This window comes from Leisingera sp. ABM4_060 (assembly GCF_056158765.1).
Window position 1 is genome coordinate 2,169,595 of the sequence record NZ_JBSWTX010000001.1, and the last position, 25,428, is coordinate 2,195,022.

At 62.5% G+C, this 25,428-nt stretch carries 17 protein-coding genes and 1 tRNA gene; 14 read left to right on the forward strand and 4 right to left on the reverse strand.

Annotated elements, in window-relative coordinates; genetic code table 11:
• The first annotated feature begins 150 nt into the window (after positions 1 to 150).
• The 8 genes from ACXAEH_RS10655 (at position 151) to ACXAEH_RS10690 (ending at position 11,751) form a co-directional block, all read left to right on the forward strand.
• Positions 151 to 399 carry an EF-hand domain-containing protein gene (locus ACXAEH_RS10655; protein WP_039131296.1) on the forward strand — a complete coding sequence of 83 codons (249 nt, stop codon included), beginning with the start codon at positions 151 to 153 and terminating at the stop codon, positions 397 to 399.
• A 289-nt stretch (positions 400 to 688) separates the two neighbouring features.
• The gene (locus tag ACXAEH_RS10660; RefSeq protein WP_475032628.1) at positions 689 to 1,924 is read left to right on the forward strand and encodes an NnrS family protein; all 1,236 of its coding nucleotides are present in this window, start codon (positions 689 to 691) and stop codon (positions 1,922 to 1,924) included.
• A gap of 74 nt (positions 1,925 to 1,998) precedes the next feature.
• Positions 1,999 to 3,000 (forward strand): cytochrome-c peroxidase, encoded by a 1,002-nt coding sequence (locus tag ACXAEH_RS10665; RefSeq protein ID WP_475032629.1) that lies wholly within the window; start codon positions 1,999 to 2,001, stop codon positions 2,998 to 3,000.
• Between the two features lie 25 nt (positions 3,001 to 3,025).
• Positions 3,026 to 5,413: a response regulator gene (locus ACXAEH_RS10670; protein ID WP_475032631.1), complete on the forward strand. Its 2,388-nt coding sequence runs from the start codon at positions 3,026 to 3,028 to the stop codon at positions 5,411 to 5,413.
• A 218-nt stretch (positions 5,414 to 5,631) separates the two neighbouring features.
• The gene (locus ACXAEH_RS10675) at positions 5,632 to 7,746 is read left to right on the forward strand and encodes a peroxidase family protein (RefSeq protein ID WP_475032633.1); all 2,115 of its coding nucleotides are present in this window, start codon (positions 5,632 to 5,634) and stop codon (positions 7,744 to 7,746) included.
• 239 nt (positions 7,747 to 7,985) lie between these two features.
• Positions 7,986 to 9,917: an acyl CoA:acetate/3-ketoacid CoA transferase gene (locus ACXAEH_RS10680; RefSeq protein ID WP_475032635.1), complete on the forward strand. Its 1,932-nt coding sequence runs from the start codon at positions 7,986 to 7,988 to the stop codon at positions 9,915 to 9,917.
• A gap of 301 nt (positions 9,918 to 10,218) precedes the next feature.
• A tRNA-Gln gene (locus ACXAEH_RS10685) sits at positions 10,219 to 10,293 on the forward strand.
• A 106-nt stretch (positions 10,294 to 10,399) separates the two neighbouring features.
• Positions 10,400 to 11,751, forward strand: a protein-coding gene (locus ACXAEH_RS10690) for an IS3 family transposase (RefSeq protein WP_475031037.1) whose coding sequence is annotated in 2 segments (ribosomal slippage) — positions 10,400 to 10,736 and positions 10,736 to 11,751 — 1,353 coding nt in all. Because the reading frame shifts where the segments join, the coding sequence is not laid out codon by codon here.
• Positions 11,752 to 11,914: 163 nt separating this feature from the next.
• On the opposite strand, the gene ACXAEH_RS10695 is transcribed toward ACXAEH_RS10690, so the two are convergent.
• Genes ACXAEH_RS10695 through ACXAEH_RS10710 form a run of 4 tightly spaced genes read right to left on the reverse strand, consistent with a single transcriptional unit; the run spans position 11,915 to position 15,503 of the window.
• Positions 11,915 to 12,673, reverse strand: coding sequence for an iron ABC transporter ATP-binding protein (locus ACXAEH_RS10695; RefSeq protein ID WP_475032637.1), 759 nt, complete (start codon positions 12,671 to 12,673; stop codon positions 11,915 to 11,917).
• Positions 12,670 to 13,614, reverse strand: coding sequence for an iron chelate uptake ABC transporter family permease subunit (locus ACXAEH_RS10700; protein WP_475032639.1), 945 nt, complete (start codon positions 13,612 to 13,614; stop codon positions 12,670 to 12,672). The genes ACXAEH_RS10695 and ACXAEH_RS10700 overlap by 4 nt, the downstream gene beginning before the upstream one ends.
• On the reverse strand, positions 13,607 to 14,560 hold the full coding sequence (locus tag ACXAEH_RS10705) for an ABC transporter permease (protein WP_475032640.1): 954 nt from the start codon (positions 14,558 to 14,560) through the stop codon (positions 13,607 to 13,609). The genes ACXAEH_RS10700 and ACXAEH_RS10705 overlap by 8 nt, the downstream gene beginning before the upstream one ends.
• Before the next feature lie 31 nt (positions 14,561 to 14,591).
• Positions 14,592 to 15,503 carry a siderophore ABC transporter substrate-binding protein gene (locus tag ACXAEH_RS10710; protein ID WP_475032642.1) on the reverse strand — a complete coding sequence of 304 codons (912 nt, stop codon included), beginning with the start codon at positions 15,501 to 15,503 and terminating at the stop codon, positions 14,592 to 14,594.
• 395 nt (positions 15,504 to 15,898) lie between these two features.
• Between ACXAEH_RS10710 and speA the strand changes: the two genes are divergently transcribed.
• The 6 genes from speA to ACXAEH_RS10740 all read left to right on the forward strand — a co-directional run bounded on the left by speA (position 15,899) and on the right by ACXAEH_RS10740 (position 25,403).
• Complete coding sequence (gene speA / locus ACXAEH_RS10715) at positions 15,899 to 17,788, forward strand: biosynthetic arginine decarboxylase (RefSeq protein WP_475032643.1); 1,890 nt, start codon at positions 15,899 to 15,901, stop codon at positions 17,786 to 17,788.
• A 44-nt stretch (positions 17,789 to 17,832) separates the two neighbouring features.
• Positions 17,833 to 19,038 carry a saccharopine dehydrogenase family protein gene (locus tag ACXAEH_RS10720; RefSeq protein ID WP_475032644.1) on the forward strand — a complete coding sequence of 402 codons (1,206 nt, stop codon included), beginning with the start codon at positions 17,833 to 17,835 and terminating at the stop codon, positions 19,036 to 19,038.
• Positions 19,039 to 19,051: 13 nt separating this feature from the next.
• Complete coding sequence (locus ACXAEH_RS10725) at positions 19,052 to 20,230, forward strand: carboxynorspermidine decarboxylase (RefSeq protein ID WP_475032646.1); 1,179 nt, start codon at positions 19,052 to 19,054, stop codon at positions 20,228 to 20,230.
• Positions 20,227 to 21,087 carry an agmatinase gene (speB, locus tag ACXAEH_RS10730; RefSeq protein WP_475032647.1) on the forward strand — a complete coding sequence of 287 codons (861 nt, stop codon included), beginning with the start codon at positions 20,227 to 20,229 and terminating at the stop codon, positions 21,085 to 21,087. The genes ACXAEH_RS10725 and speB overlap by 4 nt, the downstream gene beginning before the upstream one ends.
• Before the next feature lie 241 nt (positions 21,088 to 21,328).
• Positions 21,329 to 23,317 carry a TonB-dependent receptor plug domain-containing protein gene (locus ACXAEH_RS10735; protein WP_475032648.1) on the forward strand — a complete coding sequence of 663 codons (1,989 nt, stop codon included), beginning with the start codon at positions 21,329 to 21,331 and terminating at the stop codon, positions 23,315 to 23,317.
• Between the two features lie 316 nt (positions 23,318 to 23,633).
• Positions 23,634 to 25,403, forward strand: coding sequence for an IucA/IucC family protein (locus ACXAEH_RS10740; protein WP_475032651.1), 1,770 nt, complete (start codon positions 23,634 to 23,636; stop codon positions 25,401 to 25,403).
• Positions 25,404 to 25,428: the final 25 nt, after the last annotated feature.

Sequence of the window (25,428 nt, forward strand, 5' to 3'; positions counted from 1 at the left end):
CGGGCGCCCGGTTCCGGCAGGGCAGCGCCGGAAATTGCCGCTTGGCTGCAAAGGGATAGCGGCGGGCCGGCGCAGGTCCTAGCTCTAGGCCACGGCACACGGAACACCGTGGCCGCAGGAAGAAACAAACACATGAACGGAGTGTCTCACATGAAAAAATTCGCGCTGACCGCCGCCGCTTTTGCTGCTCTGGCCGCTTCGCCGCTGGCCGCGATGGAATCCATCACCGAGGCCGATGCTGACGGCAATGGCACCTATTCGCTGGAAGAGCTGCAGGCCGCGTTCCCGGATCTGACCGCAGAAACCTTTGCCACCATCGACGCCAATGCCGATGGCGAAGCGGATCTGGCCGAGGTGCAGGCAGCGGCGGAAGCCGGCCTTCTGGCAACGGCCGGCTGATGCCGCGGCAAGGCGGCTCCCCCCGAACACCGGGCCGCCTTGCCACCTCTTGTCCCGCCCGATGTTAAATGGTTCCTGGGCCCTGCTTGTGCGGGGCCTTTTTCCGTCAGCTGCCCCATTCCGGTGCTGCCCGCCCGGCTGCCGGCCTGCGCTGCGCCGCGGACAAAAGCGCGGCGATGTTGAGGAAGCTCAAGGTCCGCCGCCCGCGGATGCCGCATAACGCTGTGCATGACGACACTTGAACCGGTGCCGGGCCGCCTGCCGCAGCCTGGGCACGGCGGAGACGAACATGAGCGCGCGACAAAACTACGACGGCCCAGCCTTCCTGTCCTTCGGCTTCAGGCCGTTCTTTCTGGCGGCCTGCCTTTTTGCCTTGCTGGCGGTGCCGCTTTGGCTGCTGATCTGGCAGGGAGAGCTGGAGTACAGCGGGCCGTTCCTGGCAACTGACTGGCACAGCCACGAGATGATCTTTGGCTATGGCGCCGCGGTGGTGGCCGGGTTCCTGTTCACCGCGGTGCCGAACTGGACCGGGCGGATGCCGGCGCGCGGCTGGCCGCTGGCGGCGCTGCTGGGCCTGTGGCTGCTGGGGCGTTTCGCCCTGGCGGGCTGGCTGGGGCTGCCGCCGCTTGGTGTGCTGGCGGCGGATTGCAGTTTTCTGGCCGCCGTCGCAGTGATGATCGCGCGGGAGATCATCGCTGGTGAAAACTGGCGCAACCTCAAGGTCCTGGTGCCGGTCGTGCTGCTGGGGCTGGCCAATGCCCTGTTCCATATCGAAGCCATGACCGAAGGCGTTGCGGATGTGTCGCGGCGCCTGGGTCTTGCGATGCTGATCTTTCTGATCCTGCTGATCGGCGGGCGGATCGTGCCCAGCTTCACCCGCAACTGGCTGGCAAAACAGGCGGTTTCGCGGATGCCCGCGCCGTTTGGCCGGTTTGATGCCGCCAGCCTGGCGGCGGGCGCCGCGGCGCTGCTGGCCTGGGTGCTGGCGCCGTGGGCGGCCCTCACCGGCGCGCTGCTGCTGGCGGCCGGGCTGCTGCAGGCCCTGCGCCTGGCGCGCTGGCGCGGTCTGGCCGCGATCCGGGAGCCGCTCCTGTTCATGCTGCATGCGGCCTTTGCGATGGTGCCTGCGGGCCTGCTTGCGGCCGGGGCGGTGCCGTTTGGATTGGTGGCGCCCGCGGCGGCGGTGCATTTCCTGGGCATCGGTGCGGTTGGCGGCATGACCTTGGCAGTGATGGTGCGTGCCGCCATGGGGCACAGCGGCCGGGCGCTGGTGGCGGGGCCTGTGCTGACCGCCGCCTTTGCGCTGGTGCTGGGCGCCGCGGTGCTGCGCGCTGCCGGGACCGCGTCCCTGGCCGCGGGCTGGGACGGCATTACCCTGTCGGCGGTCTTGTGGACCGCGGGGTTTGCACTGGTGGCGCTGCGGGTCGGCCCCTGGCTGGTCACCCCGCGGCTGGGACCCAAGCGGGCCTCCGGCGCGCCGGATGCGGCAGCAAGGCCCGGCCGCGGAACCCCTCCGCCCGCGTAATCCAAATCTTAACGGCCTTCTCAGAGAATGCCATTCCAGGTAATTAGGCACTGGAAGGTAAGAGGAGATCCCGGATGCAGTGGAAAGCTGCTGCTGCCGCATTTGCGGCACTGCTGCTGTGGGCTGTCCAGAGCCTGGCGCAACCCGCCGGGCTGGAGGCGTTCCGCCGCCCCGCAACCATTCCGTTCCCGCCGTCGGCCCCCTACAGCCGGGAGGTTGCCACTCTGGGCAAGATGCTGTTCTTCGACCCGCGGCTGTCGGGCGGGCAGAACATCAGCTGCTCCAGCTGCCACAACCCCTCTTTCGGCTGGGAAACCCCGGTGCCCAAAGCAATCGGTGCCGCCAATGCGCAGGTGCGCCGCCATGCGCCGACGATCCTGAATGCCGCCTGGATCACACCGCTGTTCTGGGACGGGCGCGCGGACAGCCTGGAGGAACAGGCGGTCGGGCCGATCACCGCGCCGGACGAGATGAACGCAACCTTTGACGGCATCGTGGCGCGGCTGTCGGCAGTCAGCGACTACAAGGCCTGGTTCGAACGGCTGTTTCCCGGCCGCGGTATCCGCAAGGACACCATCCTGACCGCGCTGGCCACCTATCAGCGCACTATCGTCAGCGGCGTGGCCGTCTTTGACCGCTGGGTGGAGGGCGAGGCCGGTGCCCTGCCGGAAGCTGCCAAACGCGGCTTTGCGCTGTTCACCGGCAAGGCGGGCTGCACCGCCTGCCATTCCGGCTGGATGTTCACCGACAATCAGCTGCATGACATCGGGCTGCAGACCAGCGATCCCGGCCGCGGCGGGGTGGCACCGCAGGATCCGGCCGAGAATTTCCGCTTCAAGACCCCGGGGCTGCGCAACATTGCCCTGCGCGCGCCTTACATGCATGACGGTTCGCAGCCCTCGCTGCGCACCGTCATCCGCCATTACGCCAGCGGCGGCGCCGCGCACATCGGCCGGCAGGCGGATATCGAGGGTTTCCCCGTCACCGAAGAGGAGATATCGGACCTGATCGCCTTTCTTGAGACGCTGACGGACAATGAAACCAATGTGCCAACCCCTATCCTGCCGGCCAACTGATGCGCACTGCTGAGAGCTTTCTGCCATGAATATCAAACGGTCCATAGTCCTGCCGGTTCTGGTCATCGCGGTGGCTGCGCTGCTTGCGTCGCTGCTGGTGGGCAGCATGGCGATGTATGCCTCCAGCCGCAAAGACGCGGTGCTGGAAGCCTCGCTGGAGGTCACCCGCCGCGCCAGCAGCGTCGGCACCGGCATCATTGCCGCCGAGACCTATGCCCAGGAGGTGATTGCCATGACCCGGCTGATCCCTCAGAAAGAAGTGGCGGGCCGGTTCCAGGCCTATCTGCAGGATATCAACCGCGATCTCGGCGCCCTGCTGGAGCTGCCGCTGCCTGCACCGCTGCGCAGGGAAGCGGAGGCGCTGAACGATGCTCTGGCAGAATGGTGCGCGATGGCGGTGGTGCTGCTGGGCATCAAGTCCGCGCCTGAGATCCCGACCCTCAGCGCCCTGATGATGAGCAGCGAGGCCGTCACTAAGCAGGCCGGCATGGTAAGCGCGCTGGCGGCGGTGCATGCGGATCAGGCGGTGGAGGCGGCGAACAAGACCCTGTCGCGCATTTTCGTGCTCGGGCTGACCGGCACCGCGCTGATCATGGCCGCGGCATTGATCTTTGCCATGCGCAAGGCGCACGCGATTTCAGCCGCGATGCAGGCCGCGGCTGCCAAGCTGCGGCGGCTGGCCAGCCAGGAGCTGGATGGCAGCTCCCGGGATGGCGGCGAGATTGCCGCGGTGTTTACCGCGCTCGACACGCTCGACGCCAGCCTGCAGGAGAAGAAGCGCATTGCCGAACGGCTGCAGCAGGAGAAAACCCGGGCCGAAGCCGCGACGGAGACCAAATCCCGTTTTCTGGCCACCATGAGCCATGAGATCCGCACGCCGATCAACGGGGTGCTGGGGATGGCGGAAGTGCTGAACGAAACCGATCTGACGCCTGAGCAGAAATCCTGCACCGGCACCATCCTGGCGTCTTCCGAGGCGCTGCTGCGGATCGTCAACGACATCCTCGACTTTTCCAAGCTGGAGGCCGGCAAGGCGCAGATGCTGGAGCAGCCCTTCAACCTGCGCGACGTGATCTATGATGTGGCCACGCTGATGTCGCCCAGCGCCACCGCCAAGGGGGTGGAGATTTGCATCGATATTCCGGAAAGCACCCCGGCCATCTTTACCGGTGACAGCGGGCGGGTGCGGCAGGTCCTGATGAACCTGGTCGGCAATGCCGTCAAATTCACCCTGAAAGGCCATGTCAGCATCACCCTGAACTACGATGCCACCCATGCCATTCCGCTGTGCATCGATGTGCGCGACACCGGAGTCGGCATCCCCGAAGACTCCATCGGCCAGATTTTCCACGCCTTTGAGCAGGTGGAAAGCAGCACCGCCCGGCGCTTTGAGGGCACCGGGCTGGGGCTGGCGATCTCTTCACGGCTGGCCAGGGCCATGGGCGGCCGCATCGACGCGGTGTCCGAGCCCGGCAAGGGCTCCTGCTTTACGGTCTGCCTGGCGCTGCCGGTAGCCGCTCCGGCGCCGTCCCCAACCCGGCCGCTGGCCGGCAGCCGGGTGGCGGTCGCAGCGGATCTGGCGTTTTCCCGTGCCGTGCGGCGGCGGCAGCTGGCCTATTGGGGGGCAGACGCCGCTGCCATGTCCAGCCCGGAAGAGCTGCTGGAGCAGCTGGCGGCCCTGGCCGCGGAAGGCCGCAAACCGGATCTGGTGCTGGTGGAAAACAGCCTGCCGCCGCAGCAGGCCAGCGATTTGTGCCGCGGCATCCACAGCCTGCCGGGCTGCCGCGAGCTGCCGATTGTGTTTTGCGCCGGCAGCCAGGCGATTTCGGGTTTCCAGGGGCTGAAAGACTGCGAAACCGTGCGCGTGCTGATGAAGCCCGCCCGCAACAGGATCCTGCTGCGCACCCTGCAGGAGGCCCTGAGCGCCGGGGCCGGCCCTGCGGGATCCCAACCGGCCGCCGAGCCCCTGGATGCAGGGCGGCAGCCCGGGGATTTCAGCCATCTGCGGCTGCTGGTGGCTGAGGACAACCGCACCAACCAGCTGGTGCTGAAAAAGATGCTGGCCCCTTCGGGGATCCGGATGACCTTTTGCAGCAACGGCCAGGAGGCCGTGGACACCTTTGCCGCGCAGCGCTTCGACCTGGTGCTGATGGATATGTCGATGCCGGTGATGGACGGGCTGGAGGCGACCCGGCGCTTGCGGGCCTGGGAGCTGGAGGCCGGCCGCGCACCCTGCCCGATCCTGGCGCTGACGGCCAATGTGCTGAGCACGGATGAGGCAGCCTGCCGGGCGGCGGGCATGGGTGGTTTCCTGTCCAAACCGGTCCGCAAACAGCAGCTGCTGGATGAGATCGCCAAATGGACAGGCCGCGGCTCCGCAGACGGCCCGGAGGCACGGGCACGGCGGGCCTGACGGGCGGCAGCGCGCGCGCCTGCCCGGCCCGGTTCTCACAAAAACACACAGTTTGACACAAATCCGTGATATACTGGCTGCACGCCTGAGTCCCGGCGGGGTTGCATTTCCGGGAGGTATTGGGCGTTTGCCCCGCGCTGGCAGCAGAGGGGACCTGCGGGCCGCGCGCAATGGCATTTTCGGTGAAAGTAAAGAGTAAAGAGTGATTGGGGGATCACATGTCCAAATTGCAGATCGGGGCCGCGCGCCCCGCCGATGGCTATTCCGCACATCCTGATAATCCTGACTGGGGCGCAACCGGCACCGGGCTTTTGAACCTGGCCCCAAGCGATCTGGGGCCGGGCGGCGAGATGTCCGGCGCGGACCGGCCCGGCGCCCGCGAAATCTCCAACATCGTGTCGGTGCAGCACGGCAAGACGCACAATGCCGAATGCGCTTCGGATTTCCTGTGGATCTGGGGCCAGTTCCTGGACCACGACCTGTCGCTGACCAGTGCCGGGCACAGCACAAGCGCGGATATCCCGGTACCGGAGGGCGACCCCTATTTCGACCCCTATGGCACCGGCGATGCGGTGATCCCGTTTACCCGGGTGGACCAGCACTATGGCGAATACACCAATGAGATCACCGCCTATATCGATGCGTCGATGATCTATGGCTCGGATGCGGAGACGCTCTATGGCATGCGGGACGACGGCGGCAAGCTGAAGCTGACCGAAGACGGCCATCTGTACCGGGACGGCGACGGCTTCCTGACCGGCGACGTGCGGGCGGCTGAAAATGTGGCCTTGTCTTCGATGCACACGATTTTCACCCGCGAGCACAACCGGCTGGTGGACGAGCTGTCCGAACGCGACCCCTGTCTGAGCGACGATCAGCTGTTCGAGGCGGCCCGCGCCCGGGTCGAGGCGCTGGTGCAGGCGGTCACCTACAAGGAGTTTCTGCCCTATCTGATCTGCGACGACGCCATGAGCGGCTACCAGGGCTATGACGCGCAGGTGAACCCGGGCATCGCCATCGAGTTTTCGACGGTGGTCTTCCGGCTGGGGCACACGCTGCTGTCGGCAAATCTGCAGATGGTTGGCGAAGACGGCACCCGATACGACCCGCTGGCACTGCGGGATGCGTTCTTCAAGCCGGAGCTGATGAAAGAAGACGGCATGATCGAAGATGTCATGCGCGGGGCCGCCTCGCAAACTGCCGAGGCAATCGACACCAAGGTGGTGGAAGACGTGCGCTCCTTCCTGTTCGGCCCGCCCGGGGCCGGAGGGTTTGACCTGGCAGCGCTGAACATCCAGCGCGGCCGCGATCTGGGTGTTGCCAGCTACAATGACCTGCGCGAGGCGCTTGGCCTTGCCCGGGCCAAGAGCTTTGCCGACATAACCTCGGACGCGGATCTGGCCGCCAAGCTGAAAGAGGCCTATGGCAGCACTGGCAAGGTGGATGCCTGGATCGGCGGCCTGGCCGAGGATGCCTATGGACACGGCATGCTGGGGGAGACCTTCACCACGGTGATGGTGGATCAGTTCACCCGGCTGCGCGATGGCGATCCCTTCTGGAGCGAGGGGCGCGACGGCATCCCGGCCTGGGAAATGCGAGAGCTCTGGGACACGAAACTGTCCGACATCATCCTGCGCAACACCGATATCGAGATGATCCAGAAAGACATCTTTGGCGGCATGGACCGGATCATCGGCACCCTGGGCGATGATGAGCTGAAGGGGGATTCCCTGCGGGACTTCCTGCATGGCCGCGACGGCGATGACATGCTTTACGGGTTCGGCGCCTGCGACGACCTGCAGGGCGGCAGCGGCAATGACAGCCTTTACGGCAACCGCGGCGCCGACTGCCTGGATGGCGGCAGCGGCCACGATTACCTGAGCGGCGGCGGCGGCCACGATTACCTGAGCGGCGGATATGGCTACGACATCCTGATGGGCGATGCCAACAGGGACCATCTGCGCGGCAACCGGGGCGGCGACGAACTGGTTGGGGGCCGCGGCCATGACAACCTGCACGGCAACCGGGGCAACGACACCCTGGACGGCGGCAAGCACGGCGATACGCTGACCGGCGGCAAGGATGACGACCTGCTGACAGGTGGTGCCGGCAGCGATTGCTTTGTGTTCCGGAGCGCGGCGCACGGCAACGACACGATCACCGATTTCGAGCTTGGCCTGGATTGGATCAAGGTTCTGGGCACCTCCGAAGAGTCGCTGCAAGTGACCGAAGAGGACGGTCAGCTGAAGGTGTCCGACGGGGCCGGATGGTCGGTTGTGCTGGAAAACGTCACCCTGAAAGAATGGCAGGACTCTGGCGACAGCCTGTTCTGACCCTGGCCTGGGCGCTGCCTGTCACGGCGGGGTCCGGCCTGGGCGCTTCATCAGGAACATGCAGCCGCCGATCGGAAACTTCTCCCTTGCCCGGCCGGGGTGATGTCGCAACTCCGCCACCGGCTGACGGAATCCGGTGTCTGCCGTTGCACCACCGCCCCCTAGTATGCCCGATCAGATTTCCGTGAGCCTGCGAGGCCCCAGCGGAAGGCGACAGGCATCGGGGAGGACGCGCCGCTATGAAAGACAAGACAACCACCACCGAACAGGCAATGGCGCTGATCCGGGACGGGGATGTCGTGACCACCACCGGATTCGTGCAGAGCTGCATTCCGGAATTGCTGCACGCGGCCCTGGAGAAACGCTTCCTTGAGGAAGGCGCGCCGCGCGACCTCACGCTGATCATGTGCGCAGGCGCAGGCGACAGCAAAGGCCTGGGCACCGGGCGGCTGCATCACGACGGGTTGCTGCGCCGGGTGATCGCGGGCAACTTCGGCCGCATGCCCAAGGTGGCGCAGGCGGCGCAGGAGGAAAAGATCTGCGGCTACAACCTGCCACAGGGGGTGATCTCGCAGCTCTACCGCGCCTGCGCCGCAGGCCAGCCCGGGCTGTTCTCCAAGGTCGGCCTGCACACCTATGTCGACCCGCGCCACGGCGGCGGCAAGGTCAACAAGAAAACCCAGGAGGATATCGTCCGTTACCACGAGGTCGAGGGCGAGGAATGGCTGTTCTACAAGGCTACCAAGATCGACGTTGCCCTGATCCGCGGCACCAGCGCCGACCGTTCCGGCAACATCAGCATGGAGCGCGAGGCGCTGACGCTCGATTGCCTGGCCCAGGCGATGGCTGCCCATAACAATGGCGGCATTGTCATTGCCCAGGTGGAGCGCATCGTCGAGGACGGCTCGATCAAGCCCAAGGATGTGAAGATCCCCGGCCTGCTGGTGGACTGTGTCTGCGTTGCTGATGACCCGGAAATGCACCGGATGAACTATGGTGTGCAGCACAACCCGGCGCTGTCAGGTGAAATCCGCGTCCCGGTCGAGGGCATCGCCAAGATGCCGCTGGATCAGCGCAAGATCATCGCCCGCCGCGCGGCGTTCGAACTGCCGCCCAACGGCGCGGTAAACCTCGGCGTTGGCGCCCCGGATGGTGTGGCTGCGGTTGCCAACGAGGAAAAGGCCACCCCCTATATCACCCTCACCACCGAGGCCGGCGCGGTTGGCGGCGTGCTGGCGGGCGGCTCCAGCTTCGGCTCCTCGGCCAATGCGGACGCGGTGATCGACCAGAACCAGATGTTTGACTTCTACGACGGCGGCGGCCTCGACCTCACCTGCCTCGGCATGGCCGAATGCGACGCCGAGGGCAGCGTCAACGCCTCCCGCTTCGGCGGCCGCCTCAATGGCTGCGGCGGCTTCATCAACATCTCGCAAAACTCCCGCGCGGTGGTCTTTGCCGGCACTTTCACCGCGGGCGGGCTGAAGGTCGCGGTCGAAGACGGCCAGTTGCGTATCGTTCAGGAGGGCCGCAACAAAAAGTTCGTCCGCCTGATCGAACAGATCACCTTCTCCGGGCCTTACGCCTCGAAACGCTCGCAGCCGGTGCTGTATGTCACCGAGCGCTGCGTGCTGCAGCTGACCCACAAGGGGCTGGAGCTGATCGAAATCGCGCCGGGCATCGACCTGCAGCGCGACATCCTGGACCAGATGGAGTTCAAGCCGGTCATCGAGAATGTCACCCAGATGGACCCGCGCATCTTCCGGGACGAGCCGATGGGGCTGATGAATGATCTGCTGAACCTCAACCTGTCGGAGCGTGTCACCTATGACGCCGCCCGCCACACCATGTTCCTCAACCTGGAAGGCTGGAGCGTCAAGAAGAAGCGCGACATTGACGACCTGCACCGGGTTCTGCAGGAGGCCTTTGCCAAGAGCGGCTCAGGCGTGAGCATGGTGATCAACCAGAACGGCTTCCGCATCGCCGAAGATCTGCAGGACGGTTACGCGGCTGCGGTTGGTCAATTGCTGGAAGCCAGCAGCGAGTTGATTGCCCATTACACCACCAGCGCCTTCATGCGCCTGAAGATGCAGGGCGAGCTGGCCAGCCGCAGTGTGCAACCGCATATCTTTGAAAGCGGCGAGGAAGCCCATCAGGCGATCTGGGGCTCCTGAACCTGCCGCTTTCCGCCCCGCTTGGCGGAGGGCTCCACCAACCCTTGCCCCCTGCCCCGGCCGGTTCAACCGGGCCGGGGCAGAACGTCTTTCAGAGCCCTGCAAGTGCGGGAAATCTGGACAGGTATCCGCCAGTCAAACCTCTCATTTCATTCCTCTTTTCCGCCACTGGACACTCCTGATCCGGACCCTGCGCCACGACCCTGGCAGGATTTTTCACAGGGCCCAGAAAAGAACTGCATTTTTTTTCAAAAACCCTCTTGCACCCCTCCGCAACAAACTTTAGACAGCGCCTCACCGATGGGGTGTAGCCAAGTGGTAAGGCAGCGGTTTTTGGTACCGTGTACCGTAGGTTCGAATCCTACCACCCCAGCCATCGGCCTCTCACACAAGAAACTGTCTGACGTCAGCGCCAATGGGACAGTTTAGGCTGATTTGATAAGAGAGGGTTTCTGGCACATCGTAACCGCCAAGGAGTGGAGATGAGACAGAAACCCGGAACCAAGCAGAGCCACGGCGAGAGGGTCGTCAAGGATATCCGCCGGGCCACCCGCAAGCAGTATTCAGCGGAAGAGAAGATCAGGATCGTTCTGGACGGCCTGAAGGGCGAGGACAGTATTGCTGAGCTGTGCCGCCGCGAGGGCATTGCTCAGAGCCTCTATTACAGTTGGTCCAAGGAATTCCTCGAGGCTGGGAAGAAGCGCCTGGCGGGCGACACGGCGCGTGCAGCGACGTCGAGCGAGGTCAAGGATCTGCGAAGTGAGGCGCGCGATCTTAAAGAGGTCGTTGCCGAGCAGGCATTGGAACTGCGCCTTCTGAAAAAAAGCATACTCGGGGATGGGGGCGATGGCGAATGAGGTACCCCGCATCCGAGAAGCTGGAGATCATCCGGCTGGTGGAAGGATCGCATTTGCCAACCAAACGCACGCTGGACAAACTGGGCATCCCCAGAGCGACCTTCTACCGCTGGTATGACCGGTATCTGTCTGGCGGCCCTGAGGCGCTTGAGGACCGCCGCCCCAGGCCGCCACGGGTCTGGAACCGCATTCCCGAGGCGGTCCGGGAGAGGATCAAGGACCTGGCCCTGAAGGAAAGCGAACTGTCGCCGCGCGAATTGGCCGTGCGCTTCACTGACACGGAAAAGTATTTTGTGTCAGAGGCTTCGGTCTATCGCATCCTCAAGTCCTATGATTTGATCACCAGCCCGGCTTACGTGGTTCTGTCGGCGGCAGACGAGTTCCAGGACAAGACAACGCGTCCCAACCAGCTGTGGCAGACTGACTTCACCTATCTCAAGGTCATCGGTTGGGGTTGGTTCTACCTATCCACGATCCTGGACGATTACAGCCGCTACATCATCGCTTGGAAGCTCTGCACGACGATGAAGACGGGCGACGTGACCGACACCCTGGATCTGGCGCTGCAAGCCTCGGGCTGCAACCAGGCGAAGGTTCTGCACAAGCCACGGCTGCTATCAGACAACGGTTCCAGCTACATCTCTGGCGAGTTGGCTGACTGGCTGGAAGATCAGCAGATGCATCACGTTCGCGGTGCGCCATATCACCCGCAAACCCAGGGCAAGATCGAGCGGTGGCACCAGACCTTGAAGAACCGCGTCCTGCTGGAAAACTACTACCTACCGGGCGACCTCAGGCAGAAGATCGGCACCTTCGTCGAGCACTACAATCACCACCGTTATCACGAGAGCCTGCTGAACCTGACACCCGCTGACGTCTACTTCGGGCGAGGGCAAGCCATTCTAAAACAACGAGAAAGGATCAAACGAAAGACCATCGAAACGCGGCGCTTGCTTCACCGCAAATCCGCAGCATAATCAGACCACCAGATGAGCCAGACCCTCTCTTAGATCACGCCGCAATCTGTCCCAAAATCCCTGACAACGGACACCAAGGAAGCGAACTGTTCAGGGCCTTCCCCAAAGAGCTCCCGGCAGACCTAATTGGAGCGCTCCCCTCGCCTTGATCTGTTTGATGCTTTTAACGGTGATACTGCGCAAAAGGCTGCCCCTGGACCTGGGAAATCGCTACCGGCGTCTGATAAAGCGCGCTCAGTTTCGGCGCGGTTGCGACCTCCTGTACCGGTCCTTCAAAGGCGACGCAGCCATCCCGAAGCGCCACCACATGGTCTGCCCAGCTGATCGCATAGTTCAGATCATGCAGGACAATCACAATGCTTTTGCCGTGTTCCTCTGCCAGTTTGCGCAGTTGCGACATCAGGTTGCGCGCGTGGTGCAGATCCAGATTGTTGAGAGGTTCATCCAGCAGCAGCCAGCTGGTGTCCTGGGCATAGGCCATGGCGATGAAGGCGCGCTGCCGCTGACCGCCCGACAGCTCATCCAGGAAACGCTGCTGCAGGGGGGCAAGATCGAACAGGTCCAGCGCATTTTCAATGGCTTTCCGGTCAGCGGCGGTCAGCCTTCCCTGGCTGTGCGGCCAGCGGCCGAAGCCGACCAGGTCGCGGACGCGGACCCGGCTGGCAACATTCAGATGCTGGGCCACAACCGCCATCTTCTTTGCAAGATGCTTGGGGCTGGCCTGTGCGGCATCCATACCGTCCAGACTGATCCTGCCGCTGCCGGCCGTCAGCTGCTGCGCGATCAGCTGCAGCAGGGTCGACTTGCCCGCGCCGTTCGGGCCGATCAAAGCAGTGATCCGGCCCGCGGGCAGCACGGTATCAATCCCTTTTATTATCGGCTTTCCTGCGATGGCGCAGGTCAGTCCCGTTACTTCAATCACCGGATTTTTCCTTTCACCAGCAAGAAGATAAAGAGCAGCCCGCCGCAGAATTCTATAACGACGGCGAGACTGGATTCGAGCCGCAGAAACCGTTCAAAGATCACCTGCCCCGCCACCAGCACGGTGGCAGCAATCAACGCCGCAGCGGGCAGCAGCAGCGCGTGGCGGTGGGTCCGCATCAGACTGTGCGCCAGGCTGGCCACCAGCAGCCCCAGAAAGGCCAGCGGCCCCGCAAGCGCAGTCGAAACAGAGACCAGCGCGGCGACGATGCACAGCAGCCGCATCTGCAGCCGGTCGTATCCCACACCCAAGCTGCGCGCCTGCTCGCGGCCCAATGCGGCCACGTCCAGGACCGCGTGGTTGCGGGCCAGCCACAGGAAGGCGGCCCCCATCAGCACAGAAGCCGCCAGCAGAGCGTCGCGGTCAATGCTGCCGAACTGTGCGAACATCCGCGCCTGAACGATGGTAAACTCGGATGGCTCCATCAGCCGCTGGATAAAACTGGTGATTGTGCGGAACATCAGGCCGATGACAACGCCGGTCAGGATCATCAGCTGAATATCGCGGCGGGTGCGGCTCAAAAGGGTTGTGAACAGCGCCACCGCTGCCGCCATCATCACCGTTGCATCCAGAAAGAAGCCGGCCAGACCGGTGATCTGGCTGCGCCCGGCGGCCCCCAGCACAAACACCAACCCGGTCTGCAGCAGCAGGAACAGGGCATCAAACCCCATGATTGACGGGGTCAGGATGCGGTTGTGGCTTACGGTTTGAAACAGCACCGTCGCAACCCCGGCCGATGCGCCAACGCACATCAGCCCTGCCAGTTTCACCCCCCGCAGTTGCAATACATACACCGTTGGGCCGCGCAGGCCCCAGAACAGGAACAGCGCGCCTGCCGCAGCCAGCACGCAGGCGATTGCAAGGATCCGCTTGTCAGGCATGCGGCCGGCGCCCAAGCAGTATGAACAGAAACAGGGCAGCGCCAAAGATGCCGAAAACGGTGCCTGCCGGGATTTCATACGGATAGCGCAGCACCCTGCCGAGAATGTCGCACAGCAGCAGCAGCCCGGCTCCAGCGGCCGCGACAACCGGCAGGCTTTCACGCAGGTTGTCGCCCATGATGCGCGACACCAAGTTGGGCACGGCGAGGCCGACGAAAGGCAGCATGCCAACGGTCACCACAACCAGCGCGGACACCAGCGACACGGTGAAAACACCAAAGGCAAGCACCTGCCCGTAGCGCAGGCCGAGATTGAGGCTCACATGCCTGCCCAGCCCGGCAATGGTGAATTGATCCGCTGCAAAATAGGACAGCAGTGCCAGCCCGCCAGCCAGCCAGAGCATTTCGTAGCGCCCGGCTAGCACGCCGGAAAACTCGCCGCTCATCCAGATGCCCAGATATTGCAGCAGGTCCGTTTGAAAGGCGACAAAGGTGGCGGCGGCGGTCAGGATACCGCCGTAGATCAGGCCAGCCAGCGGGATCAGCAAAGGCCGCTCCGGCGGTATCCTTTGGGCCAGCAGCATGAAGACCGCAGTGCCGGCCAGTGCTCCGGCCGAGGCAAACAGCATCTTGGCGAAAATGGAAAGTGAGGGGGCCAGCAGCGTCACGGCCAGCATACCCAGCATAGCTGCCTCGTTTGTGCCAGTGGTGCCCGGCTCGACGAATTTGTTGCGCACCAAGAGCTGCATGATCACCCCCGCAACCGCCAGGGCGGCGCCGGTCAATAGCACCGCGGCTGTCCGCGGAATGCGGCTGATGATCAGCACCTGCAGTGCCTGGGGATCATCCAGAACGGCGGCAATGGTGATCCGGTTGACCCCCACGAAAAAGCTTAGGCAGGTCAGCAGGCACAACAGGAACCCTGTCAGAACAAGGGCCTTCCGCACTGTTGCACTGCGCTTGCCGGCCCCGCGGGACTCAACCACCGGCATTGAACCCCGCAAGAATTTCGTCCAGCGTCCCGTTCATCGACTGGATGCCGCCGCCGGCGACATAGACATTGGCAGAAGTCAGATAGATGACCTGACCCTTGCGCCAGGCCGTTGTTCCGGCAACCAAGGCATTGTCCAGCGTGGCCTTTGCAGATTGGTTATCCTGGCCAATGGCAGTTGCCCGGTCGACGATGATCAGCCAGTCAGGATCAGCCTCGGCAATGAACTCGAACGAGATCGCCTCGCCATGGGTCTGGGCATCGACGCTTTCGACCGCCTCAGGCAAATCCAGCGCCTTGTGCAGCCAGCCGAACCGTGATTCCGCCCCGTAGGCGGAGATTTTGGGGCCGTTTGTCATCACGATCAGCGCTGTACCGCGGCCAGCTATGGCCGCTTTGGCTTGTTCCAGCTTGGCGTTGAAATCCGCTTCCAACTGTGCTGCTTCAGCCTCCTGCCCGGTCATCCGGCCATAGGTCTGCAGCCGCGCCAGCGATGTGGCAACATGATCGCCGCCCCAGATCGACATATCCAGGGCCGGAGCGATTTCCGACAACGGGGCAACCTGCCTGGAAGACCGGCCGCCCGCGATGATCAGGTCCGGCCCCAGTTCGGCAATCGCCTCGAAATCCGGTTCAAACAACGAACCCACGGACACAGCCTGCTCCTGAACATGGGCCAGGTAATCGACGTAGAGCTTTGCGGGCACGGCGGCGATCGGCACGTTCAGAGCATCCAGCGTGTCTGCTGCTGCAACATCCAGAACAACAATCTTCCGGGGTATTCCGGACAGCTTGGCCTCGCCCTGCGCGGTGCTGACCGTGATGTCCTGAGCACTGGCGGAGCCGGCCAGGAGGGATACAGCCAGAACGGCCGAGTTCATTAGCTTCCGATATGCCATTTTCGATCCTGCTGTGAGGGAAATCGGCTGGCAAATCAGGCTCGCTCAAAATCGGGGAGTACCTACTTGGGCCTGTTGAGAAAGTCCAGATGTGCGGGCGGAATTTCCGGTATGTGCTGCCGCCGGAGCGGATCACAAGCGGCGGCAGCAGGCGGCAGCCGGACCGCAGCGGAGGACTTCGGCAGATTTGCGCGCTGAAGCAAGAAACACACTTGATGTTGAATTTGACGGAAGGTAATCAATCGGCGATCGCACGGTCCTGCGTCTGAAACGGCAACACCTGCAGTTTCGGAAACGCACTTCCCAGCCTGAAACCCTGGCAAGAAGGACCCTGTGATGCTTCCGCAGTATTTTCCCCTTAGCGCGTGGCGCACACCGGCCGGCCGGTGCGCCGGATGACGGCGGAAACGGGCCATTATGGCGCCCTCTACGGGTTGAACGCATGGAGCGGCGGGCTGCTGGAGGTCACCGCTGACGGCGCGGTTGCACTTTGCCCGCCGCAAGATCCGCAGGCGGTTCCCACCGCCCTGCCCGATGTCATGCAAGCGCTGACCCAGCGCGGGATTTCCGCGCCGGTTCTGCTGCGGGTTCAGCCCTTTCTGGATGACGCTCTGCAGCAGTTGAACGACACTTTCTGCGCGGCGTTCCAGAGTGCAGGCTACCGGGGCAGTTACCGGGGTGTATTTCCGATCAAGGTGAACCAGCAGGCAGAGGTCGTCAGCCGGCTGGTGGCTGCTGGGCAGGCCTATCAATACGGGCTGGAGGCCGGGTCAAAACCCGAATTGCTGATTGCGCTGTCGCAGCCGCTGCCGCCGGATGCCCTGCTGATCTGCAACGGCTCCAAGGATGAAGCCTTTATCCGCCTTGCCATCCTGTCCCGCAAACTTGGCTTCAACACTGTCATCGTGATCGAGAGCCTGGACGAGTTCGGGATCATTCACCGTGTATCCCAATCGCTCGGCATCCGGCCGCTGCTGGGCGTCCGGGTCAAACTGACCGAGCGCGTCTCAGGCAAGTGGCAGGATTCGTCCGGCGACCGCTCTGCTTTTGGCCTTGGCGCCCAGGAACTGGTGCGTCTGATGGACCGGCTGCAGCAGACCGGGTTCATCGACTGCCTGGTCCTGCAGCACAGCCATCTTGGGTCTCAGGTCCCCGATATCATCGACATACGCCGCGCCGCTGCCGAAGCCTGCCGGTTCTACGCCGGGCTGGTATCGCTGGGTGCCCCGCTGACCCATATCGACCTCGGAGGCGGATTGGGCGTCGACTATACCGGCGAGCGCCGGGCAAGCGACAATTCGGTGAATTACACACTTGGCGAATATTGCGCCAATATCGCCGAAACCCTGCGCTATGCCATGGATGAGGCCGGGCTGGCGCATCCCGCCGTGGTCACCGAAAGCGGCCGCTTTGTCGCTGCGCATTCGTCGATTTTCATCTTCGATGTGCTGGGGGCCACGCTCTATGACGCCATCGCGAAACCGCCGCTGCCGGAAGAGGATCACCACCTTCTGGGGGACCTGATGGCTGTTGAGGCCTATATCGGCGGGCCGCGGTTTCAGGAAGCGCTGAACGATGCTGTCTATTACCGGGACGAGCTGCGGGGGCTGTTCAGGCGCGGGCAGATCGGCCTGCAGCAGCTGGCGCGGGCGGAACAGGGGTTTCTGTATCTTGCCGGGCGCTTCAAGGCTGCGGCACATGAAATCGGACCGGCGGCTCAAACCGCCGGTGCCCTTGACCCGTTCATCGATCAGTACCACGGAAATTTCTCACTTTTCCAATCGCTTCCGGATGTCTGGGCAATTGATCAGCTGCACCCCATCATGCCGCTGCAGCGGCTGAACGAGGCGCCGCTGCGGCAGGCTGTTTTCAGCGACATCACCTGTGACAGCGACGGCAAGATCAATCAGTTCATTCTGGCGGACGGCACCGCCAGCGCCCTGCCCGTCCATGATCTGCGCCCTGGCAAGCCCTATTACATCGGGGTGTTCTTTGTCGGTGCTTACCAGGAAACCCTGGGCGACCTGCACAACCTGTTCGGCGATGCCAACGTCGTGACGGTTTCACTGGACGGCCAGGGCGGTTTTGCCATCGAGCATGAGACCGAGGCCGACAGCATCGCCGAGGTGCTGGCCTGCGTCGAATACGATCCGCGTGACTGCCTGGACGCCTTCCGCAAGCGGGTTGAACAGTCCCTGGCCGCCGGCACGGCTGATGCCGGAGAACGCCGCCAGATGATTGCCGCCTACAAGGATGCGCTGTCAGGCAGCACTTACTTTGAATGAGCCAGCCAGCGCGCGAGCCTCTCACAGCAATGAGGAAAGAATAGATGGAAAGAGTTCTTGTTGTCGGCGCCGGCGGCGTCGGGGCTGTCACCGTGGCCAAAATGGCAATGCATCCGGAGATCTTCAAAGAGATCACCCTGGCCAGCCGCACCATATCCAAGTGCGAGGAGATTGCTGCCGCAGTAGAAAAACGCAACGGCACCGTTATCCGCACTGCGCAACTGGATGCGATGAAGGTCGAGGATACCGTCGCCCTGATCCGCGAAACCGGCGCGCAGCTGCTGGTGAACCTGGCCCTGCCCTATCAGGACCTGGTGCTGATGGATGCCTGTCTCGAAGCCGGCATTCACTATCTCGACACCGCAAACTACGAGCCCGAAGATAAGGCGAAATTCGAATACAAATGGCAGTGGGCCTACCAGGAGCGCTTCCAGGCGGCCGGGCTGACCGCCATCCTCGGAGCCGGGTTCGATCCGGGCGTGACCTCGATCTTTGCCGCCTGGATCCGCAAACACAAGCTGGACGGAATCCGGCTGATCGATATCCTGGACTGCAACGGCGGGGATAACGGCAAACCCTTTGCCACCAACTTTAACCCTGAAATCAACATCCGCGAAGTGACCGCACCCGCGCGCCACTGGGAAAACGGTGCATGGGTCGAAACCCCGGCGATGACGCGGAAGCACGCGTTCGACTTCCCGGAGGTGGGGAAGAAGAACATGTACCTGATGTATCACGAGGAGCTGGAAAGCCTCTCCACCCACTTTACAGAGATTGAGCGTGCGCGGTTCTGGATGACCTTTGGCGATGCCTATATCAACCACGTGACGGTGCTGCAGAACGTCGGCATGACCGGCATCAATCCGGTTGTGCACAACGGCCAGGACATCATCCCGCTGCAATTCCTGAAAACCGTGCTGCCCGATCCCAGCGAACTGGGGAAACTGACCAAGGGCAAGACCTGCATTGGCGATATCATCACCGGCCCCACCGCCGAGGGTGAGAAGACCTACTACATCTACAACATCTGCGACCACGAGGAATGCTATGCCGAGGTCGGCAGCCAGGCCGTGGCCTATACCACCGGCGTGCCTGCGATGATCGGCGCAGCCATGGTGATGCAGGGGATCTGGCGGGCGCCGGGTGTCTGGAACACGGAGCAGCTGGACCCGGACGCCTTCATGGAAATGCTCAATACCGAAGGCCTGCCCTGGCAGGTTGCTGAACTCGGCAGCCATCCTGAGTTCTGATCAGGAAAGGACAATGGATATGGACACCAAAGCGCTCTCGCGGGAGGCCTTTGCGCGGTTCGGGCTGCACCGCGTGCCCTCCCCCTGCTTTGTCGTTGACGAAGTTGCGATTGAACGCAACCTGAGCATTCTGAACCAGGTAGCAGAGGCATCTGGTGCCCGTATCCTTCTAGCTTTAAAGGCATTTTCCATGCCTTGCGTTGCATCGCTGGTGCGGCAGCATCTTGCAGGAACCTGCGCCTCCGGCCTTTATGAGGCGCGGCTCGGCCGCGAGCATTTTGGCGGCGTGGTCACAACCTACTGCGCGGGTTTCAAGGCGGCGGAACTGCCGGATATCCTGAAGCTGTCGGACCATGTGATCTTCAACTCACCCGCCCAGCACCGGCGCTTTGCGCCTTTGATCGCTGATGCCCGGAAAGCTGGAGAGACCGTCAGCATCGGCCTGCGCGTGAACCCGGAGCATTCCGAGGGCTGGACCGGGAAATACGACCCGGCTGCGCGCTGTTCGCGTCTCGGCGTGCCGGTTTCCAAGCTTTTGGATGAGGACTGGGAGGGCGTAGAGGGGCTGCATATGCACACCTTGTGCGAACAAGGCTTCGAGCCGCTGAAGCGCACCTGGGCCGCGCTGGAACCAAGGATTGCCAGCCTCCTGCCGCGCCTCAAATGGATCAACCTTGGCGGCGGGCATCACATAACGCAGCCGGGCTATGACTGCGAAGGGCTGATCGCCTTTGTCAGGGCGGTGCGGTCGCGTTTCGATGCGGAGGTCTATCTGGAGCCGGGCGAGGCCTGCGCATTGCATGCGGGCATCCTTGTCGGTGAAATCCTGGATGTGGCCGAGAACGGCATGCCGCTGGCCATTACCGATGTTTCCGCGACCTGCCATATGCCAGACGTGCTGGAGGCACCTTACCGTCCTGAATTGCTTGGGGAAACCGAAGGCGCACCCGTCTACCGCCTGGGCGGGCCGTCCTGCTTGGCCGGTGATGTGATCGGCGATTACGGCTTCGCCGTTGCGCCCAAGCCTGGCGACCGGTTCGCCTTTCTGGATCAGGCGCATTATTCGATGGTCAAAACCAATACCTTCAACGGCGTTCCCCTGCCCGCAATCGCGCTGTGGCATTCCGGAACCGATGCGCTGCGCCTGTTGCGCAGCCCGTCTTATGACGACTTCAAGAGCCGCCTGTCATGACCTGTTTTCTCGAAGGCGAGCTGAGCGCCGCGGAGCGCGACCCGGGAACCGCGCGGTTCCGCGTCATCCCCGTACCGCTGGAGCGGACCGTTTCTTATGGCGGGGGTGCCGCAGGCGGACCCGATGCAATTCTGGACGCCAGTACTGAACTGGAACGCCTGTTCGCCGGTGCCGAGCCCTGTACGAGGGGGATATACACGGAACAGCCCGTCGGCTGCGGGGCACCGCTGCCGCGGGTCATGGAGGATATTGCCGCACGGACAGAAGCTGCCGTCCGAGCTGGTTCCATTCCGGTTACCCTGGGAGGGGAGCATTCGCTGACCTGCGGCGCCGTGCGCGGCGTGGTGCGCGGATTGGGCCGCCCGGTCGGCATCGTGCAAATCGACGCCCATGCAGACCTTCGCAAGGCCTATCAGGGAGAGCCGCATTCGCACGCCTCTGTCATGCAATTGCTGACCGGGGAAGACGGCCTGCCGCTGGCGCAGTTCGGTGTCCGTGCGCTGTGCGCGGAGGAAGTGGCGCGCCGCGAGACCTGCAGCGTATTCCATCTGGATGCCGAACTGCTGGTCACAGAGAATATTCAAAGCGTTGAACTGCCCGCAGACTTCCCGCGCGACATTTATGTCAGCTTTGATGTGGACGGGCTGGACCCCGCTATTCTACCGGCCACCGGCACGCCGGTTCCGGGCGGGCTGGGGTATTATCAGGCTCTCAACCTCATCAAATCCGCCCTCAAAAACCGCAGAATGGCCGGTTGCGACATTGTTGAGCTGGCTCCGAACGGGGATAGCCGCGTTTCCAATTTCACCACCGCTCAGATTGTTTACGCCCTGATGTCCTTTGCCCCGAGTGAATAATTCAGCTTCGGGAATTTCAATAACTGGCCGCCTTCGCGGGCCCGGCCGGAGCGCGCACCGTAAAAACGCCCTCTGAAGTGCAAGTAGAACATGTGTAAAAATGCATCGCAAAACCTGTAGCAAAATAATTCAGCCGCAACTGCTTGCAAAATAACAAACAGGTGAATATGAGACCCAGGCCTTTTGCAAGGCAAGCCAGGCATTAACCCAAGCTAACAGCTCTCACTATTACGGGTTAACCATGGCACAAAAATCCAAAATCCGCCTGTCAGGGCTGCTGTGCACCACAGCCTTGACGTTTATTTCCGCGCCGGCCGCCTTCGCAGAGGAAGATGATGTGCTGTCGCTGGACCCCATTATCGTCAAAGCTCGTGATCCCTACGGCGAAGAAGCTGACCGCGCCACTTCTGTTTATGTTGCCGACGCGGAAATCGAACGGGCCGCTTTGGGCGATCTCAAGGATCTGTTCGCAGGCATCGCATCGGTCTCCGTAGGCGGGGCGATTCCTGTTGCCCAGAAGATCTATGTCAACGGTGTCGACATGCTCAACCTGGCGATCCAGGTGGATGGCGTGTCGCAGAACAACCGCGTGTTCCACCACGCCAGCGCCAATGCATTCGACCCGGGCCTGATGAAGGCTGTGCGGGTCGACCCCGGCGTAGCGCCCGCGGATGCGGGTCCAGGTGCAGTCGCCGGCCGGGTTGTGATGGAAACCGTTGATGCGGCTGATATTCTGGAAGACGGTGAAAACGCGGGCGGCAAAGCGCGCATCGGCTATGACGCCAACGGCAGCACCGTTCAGGGGGCACTGACCGTCGCCGGCCGCAGCAATGGCTTTGAGGCACTGGCCTACTCCCGCCGCGCAACTGGCGAGAATTACGAAGACGGAAACGGTGATGAAGTGCCGGGCACGGCGGCTGACTTGCGCTCCCACCTGCTGAAGCTGGGTTATGAGAGCGCCGAGGGCCACCGGGTCGAATTCTCTGCACAGGAAATGGTGGACGACGGGCTTCGCAATGCGCGCGCCAACTTCGGTTACCGCCCCGCACGCGGCCCCTTCCCGGACCTGCGGGTCTATGACACCCGCCGCCGGATTGCTTCGCTGCGCTATGAAAACACGCTGGGTACCGGCCTGTGGAACCCGTCTGTTGTGCTGGGCTTTTCCGAAACCGTCGTCAAAACGCCGGTTCCGTTCGGTGATGATGCTGACTCGAGCACCCTCTCCTTCACAGCTCAGAACAAATTTGATTTGGGCGGCGGCAGCACCATCACCGCAGGTGTGGATTTTCAGCGCAAGCAAAACGATTACCAGGCCAGCTGGATTACCGGCACCAGAACCGAGGAAAGCGACAACATTGGCATTTTCGCCCAAGCGCGGCTTGAACCCAGCGAACGTTTCAAAGTCTCGACCGGCCTGCGGGCGGATTGGCAGGACTTTACCAGCCGCAACGGGGACAACTACTCGCCCAACGGAGTAAGCGGCAACCTGTCGCTGACCTACGATGTGACGGATGCCTTCACTCTGCGCGGGGCCTACTCAAACGTGTTTGGCGGCATCATTCTTGAAGACAACTACCTTTATGGCGACGCTTGGGATTACAGCGGGCTGACCGATCCCTCGCGCGGCCAGAACATCGTCGTTGGTGCGGACTGGAACTCAGGCAACTGGAGCCTGGGCGCCGAATGGTTCCAGACTGAAATCGACAATGCGCGCGTGTCTTCCTACAACTCAACGGGCGGCAGATACGAGGCGAGCCATATCGATTTCAGGGCACGCGGTTTCAATATCGGCGCGACCTATGATTGGGACAGCGGTTTTGCACGCTTTACCGCCAACCACTCGCAGAACTACGTGAACGGCGCCAAGGCCTCCAGCTTCTATGTGCTCGACTATGGTGCGCCGCTGGGCACTGTCCTGGCGCTGGAACTCCAGCAGGAACTGCCTCAGTACAACTTGCTGATCGGGGGCAATGTGGACGCGGCGCTGGACTACAGCCACGATGCAAACGAGGCGGATCCGGTTGCAGAGCTGGAAGGGTATGAAGTTGTCAATATCTTTGCGGAATACACCCCGCCGTCGGCCAAGAACGTGACCATTCGCGCTGAAGTCAAAAACCTGTTTGACCGCCAGTATGCTGACCGTGCCACCTATGGCGGCGACTATCCTGGGTTCAACACCCTCAAGGAACCAGGCAGAACAGTCTCGGTTGTTGCAACCGTGAAGTTCTGAGCCAAATCCGGGAGCGCTTTCCCCGGGCGCTCCCGGCCCGGCCTTTTAGGCCCGCAACTGGCGGAAAAGTTCCCAGGATTGCAAAGCCCTCTTTCAACTCTCGTAAGAATCAACTAATCACGAGACATGATATTGTGCCAAAGCGGATCAGGAATTGGACCGCTTAGCCGCCAGCCACCCCGCTAGTTTTCTTTGAAATCTGCCCTCGCGTTCTGAATTTCAGGCCTGATCCCTGTATTCGGAAGCAATCGGGCGCGGCTGCGGGAAAACCTTGGGCAATGCTGAAAACCCTCCACATTCACAATTTGCAACCTGGATGCCGAAAATGAGCATTCAACAGGTTTGCCAGGCACAAAGAAGCGCTGAAGCGGCTACTTTGCAGGCACTTTTGAACGGGTTTCTCCGCGAAATCGCTCCGGGCACATTAAATTCCGGTGATGAAAGAGAAGCCGAAATACCGCTTTCGCACATTTCAGCCCTTCTTCGCGTAAGGGTGGAATACCATTCCCAGACCGGGCCGCATCATTTCGGCCCGGCCCGGATCCGGTTTGCGTCTTCTGGCAAGTGGCGGCTTGCACCAGCGGTGCAGGTTATCAGCCTGCTCGCGCAGGAATGCTTTGCCAGGACCCGCGCCGAAACTGCGGGCAAGCTGCCGGAATTCATGCGGGGGATCTTCAACAGCAACGCGCAGATCGAAAAGATCCTGCGCCGCAATGCACAAGCTTCTGAACCCGCCACTTTCCTTGCGGCAGAGCAGGCACTGTCCTACGGGCACTGGCTGCATCCGACACCCAAAAGCAGGGACGGGCTGACGGACTGGCAGCAGCAGGCCTATGCGCCTGAATACGCGGGGTGTTTCCAGCTTACCTTCTTTGCCGCCGACAAGAACATTCTATCGCACGGGTCCGCGGAGGCATCCGTTGAAGAGATGGTCATGCAAATTCCCGGAATAGCGGGGCGGTTTCAACTGAACAGCCACGAAATGCTGATCCCGGCGCACCCGCTGCAAGCGCAGGCGATGCGCTTCGATCCAGCGGTGCAGGCGCTTATGGCCGCCGGCAAGCTGCGTGATCTGGGTGAGGCCGGATGCCCCTTCTCAGCAACGTCATCGGTGCGCACGCTGTTTTCCGAGGATTGCCCTTGGATGCTCAAATTCTCTATCCCGGTCCGGCTTACAAATTCCCTGCGCGTGACATTGCGCAACGAATTGGACGTCGGTGCCGCGATGGCCCGCTTGCAGCAAAAGCTGGAGTTCGGACAAGCCAGTTCAAACTTCCAGATCATCGGCGATCCGGCCTATCTTACCCTGGATATGCCGGGCCGCCGGGAAAGCGGGTTTGAGGTGATATTCCGCGAGAACCCCTTCATGGGAAGCAGAGGCAGGGGGATATACAACCTTGCGGCCCTGACAGCGGATCCTTTGCCCGGCCGCACTGCGCTGCTGACTAGCATCGTCCGGCGTCTTGCGGCGGCGCGCGGCCAAAGCCACACCGAAACGGCCCGCATCTGGTTTGACGCCTATCTCGGCTGCATGCTGGATCCTATCCTGGATCTCTACGATCAGCATGGCATCGCATTAGAGGCGCATCAGCAGAATGGCTTGCTTGATCTCAGCTCGGGCCTGCCAACGCGCGCCTTCTACCGCGACAATCAAGGGTATTTCATCACCCGTGACGCCTTTCCCAGGCTCAGCGCCCTGGAGCCTGGGCTGCGCGGTTTGCCCGCTCTTGTTTTTCCCCGTGAGCATATCAATGAACGGCTGGCCTACTACTTGATTGTAAACCAGGTTTTCGCGGTGATCCGGCGGTTTGGGCGTGACGGGATGGTGAGTGAGGCCGAACTGCTGCAACACTTGCGCCGTCGCCTGGAAGCCGCTGCGCAGCGTTTCAGCGGCGCGGCAGCCGGATTTGCAGACTACCTGCTTACCGCACCCAAGCTCGCCGCCAAGGCCAATCTCCTCACCCGGGTGCATGACCTGGACGAACTCGAAACCGACACCCAGGAAGGCCTCTTTCTGGACATCCGCAACCCCATTGCGGCCGCACAAACGCATCCCGCCAAGGAACTTGCCGATGTCCCTGCATGAAAAGACCTTTGACGGCACCGGCGCG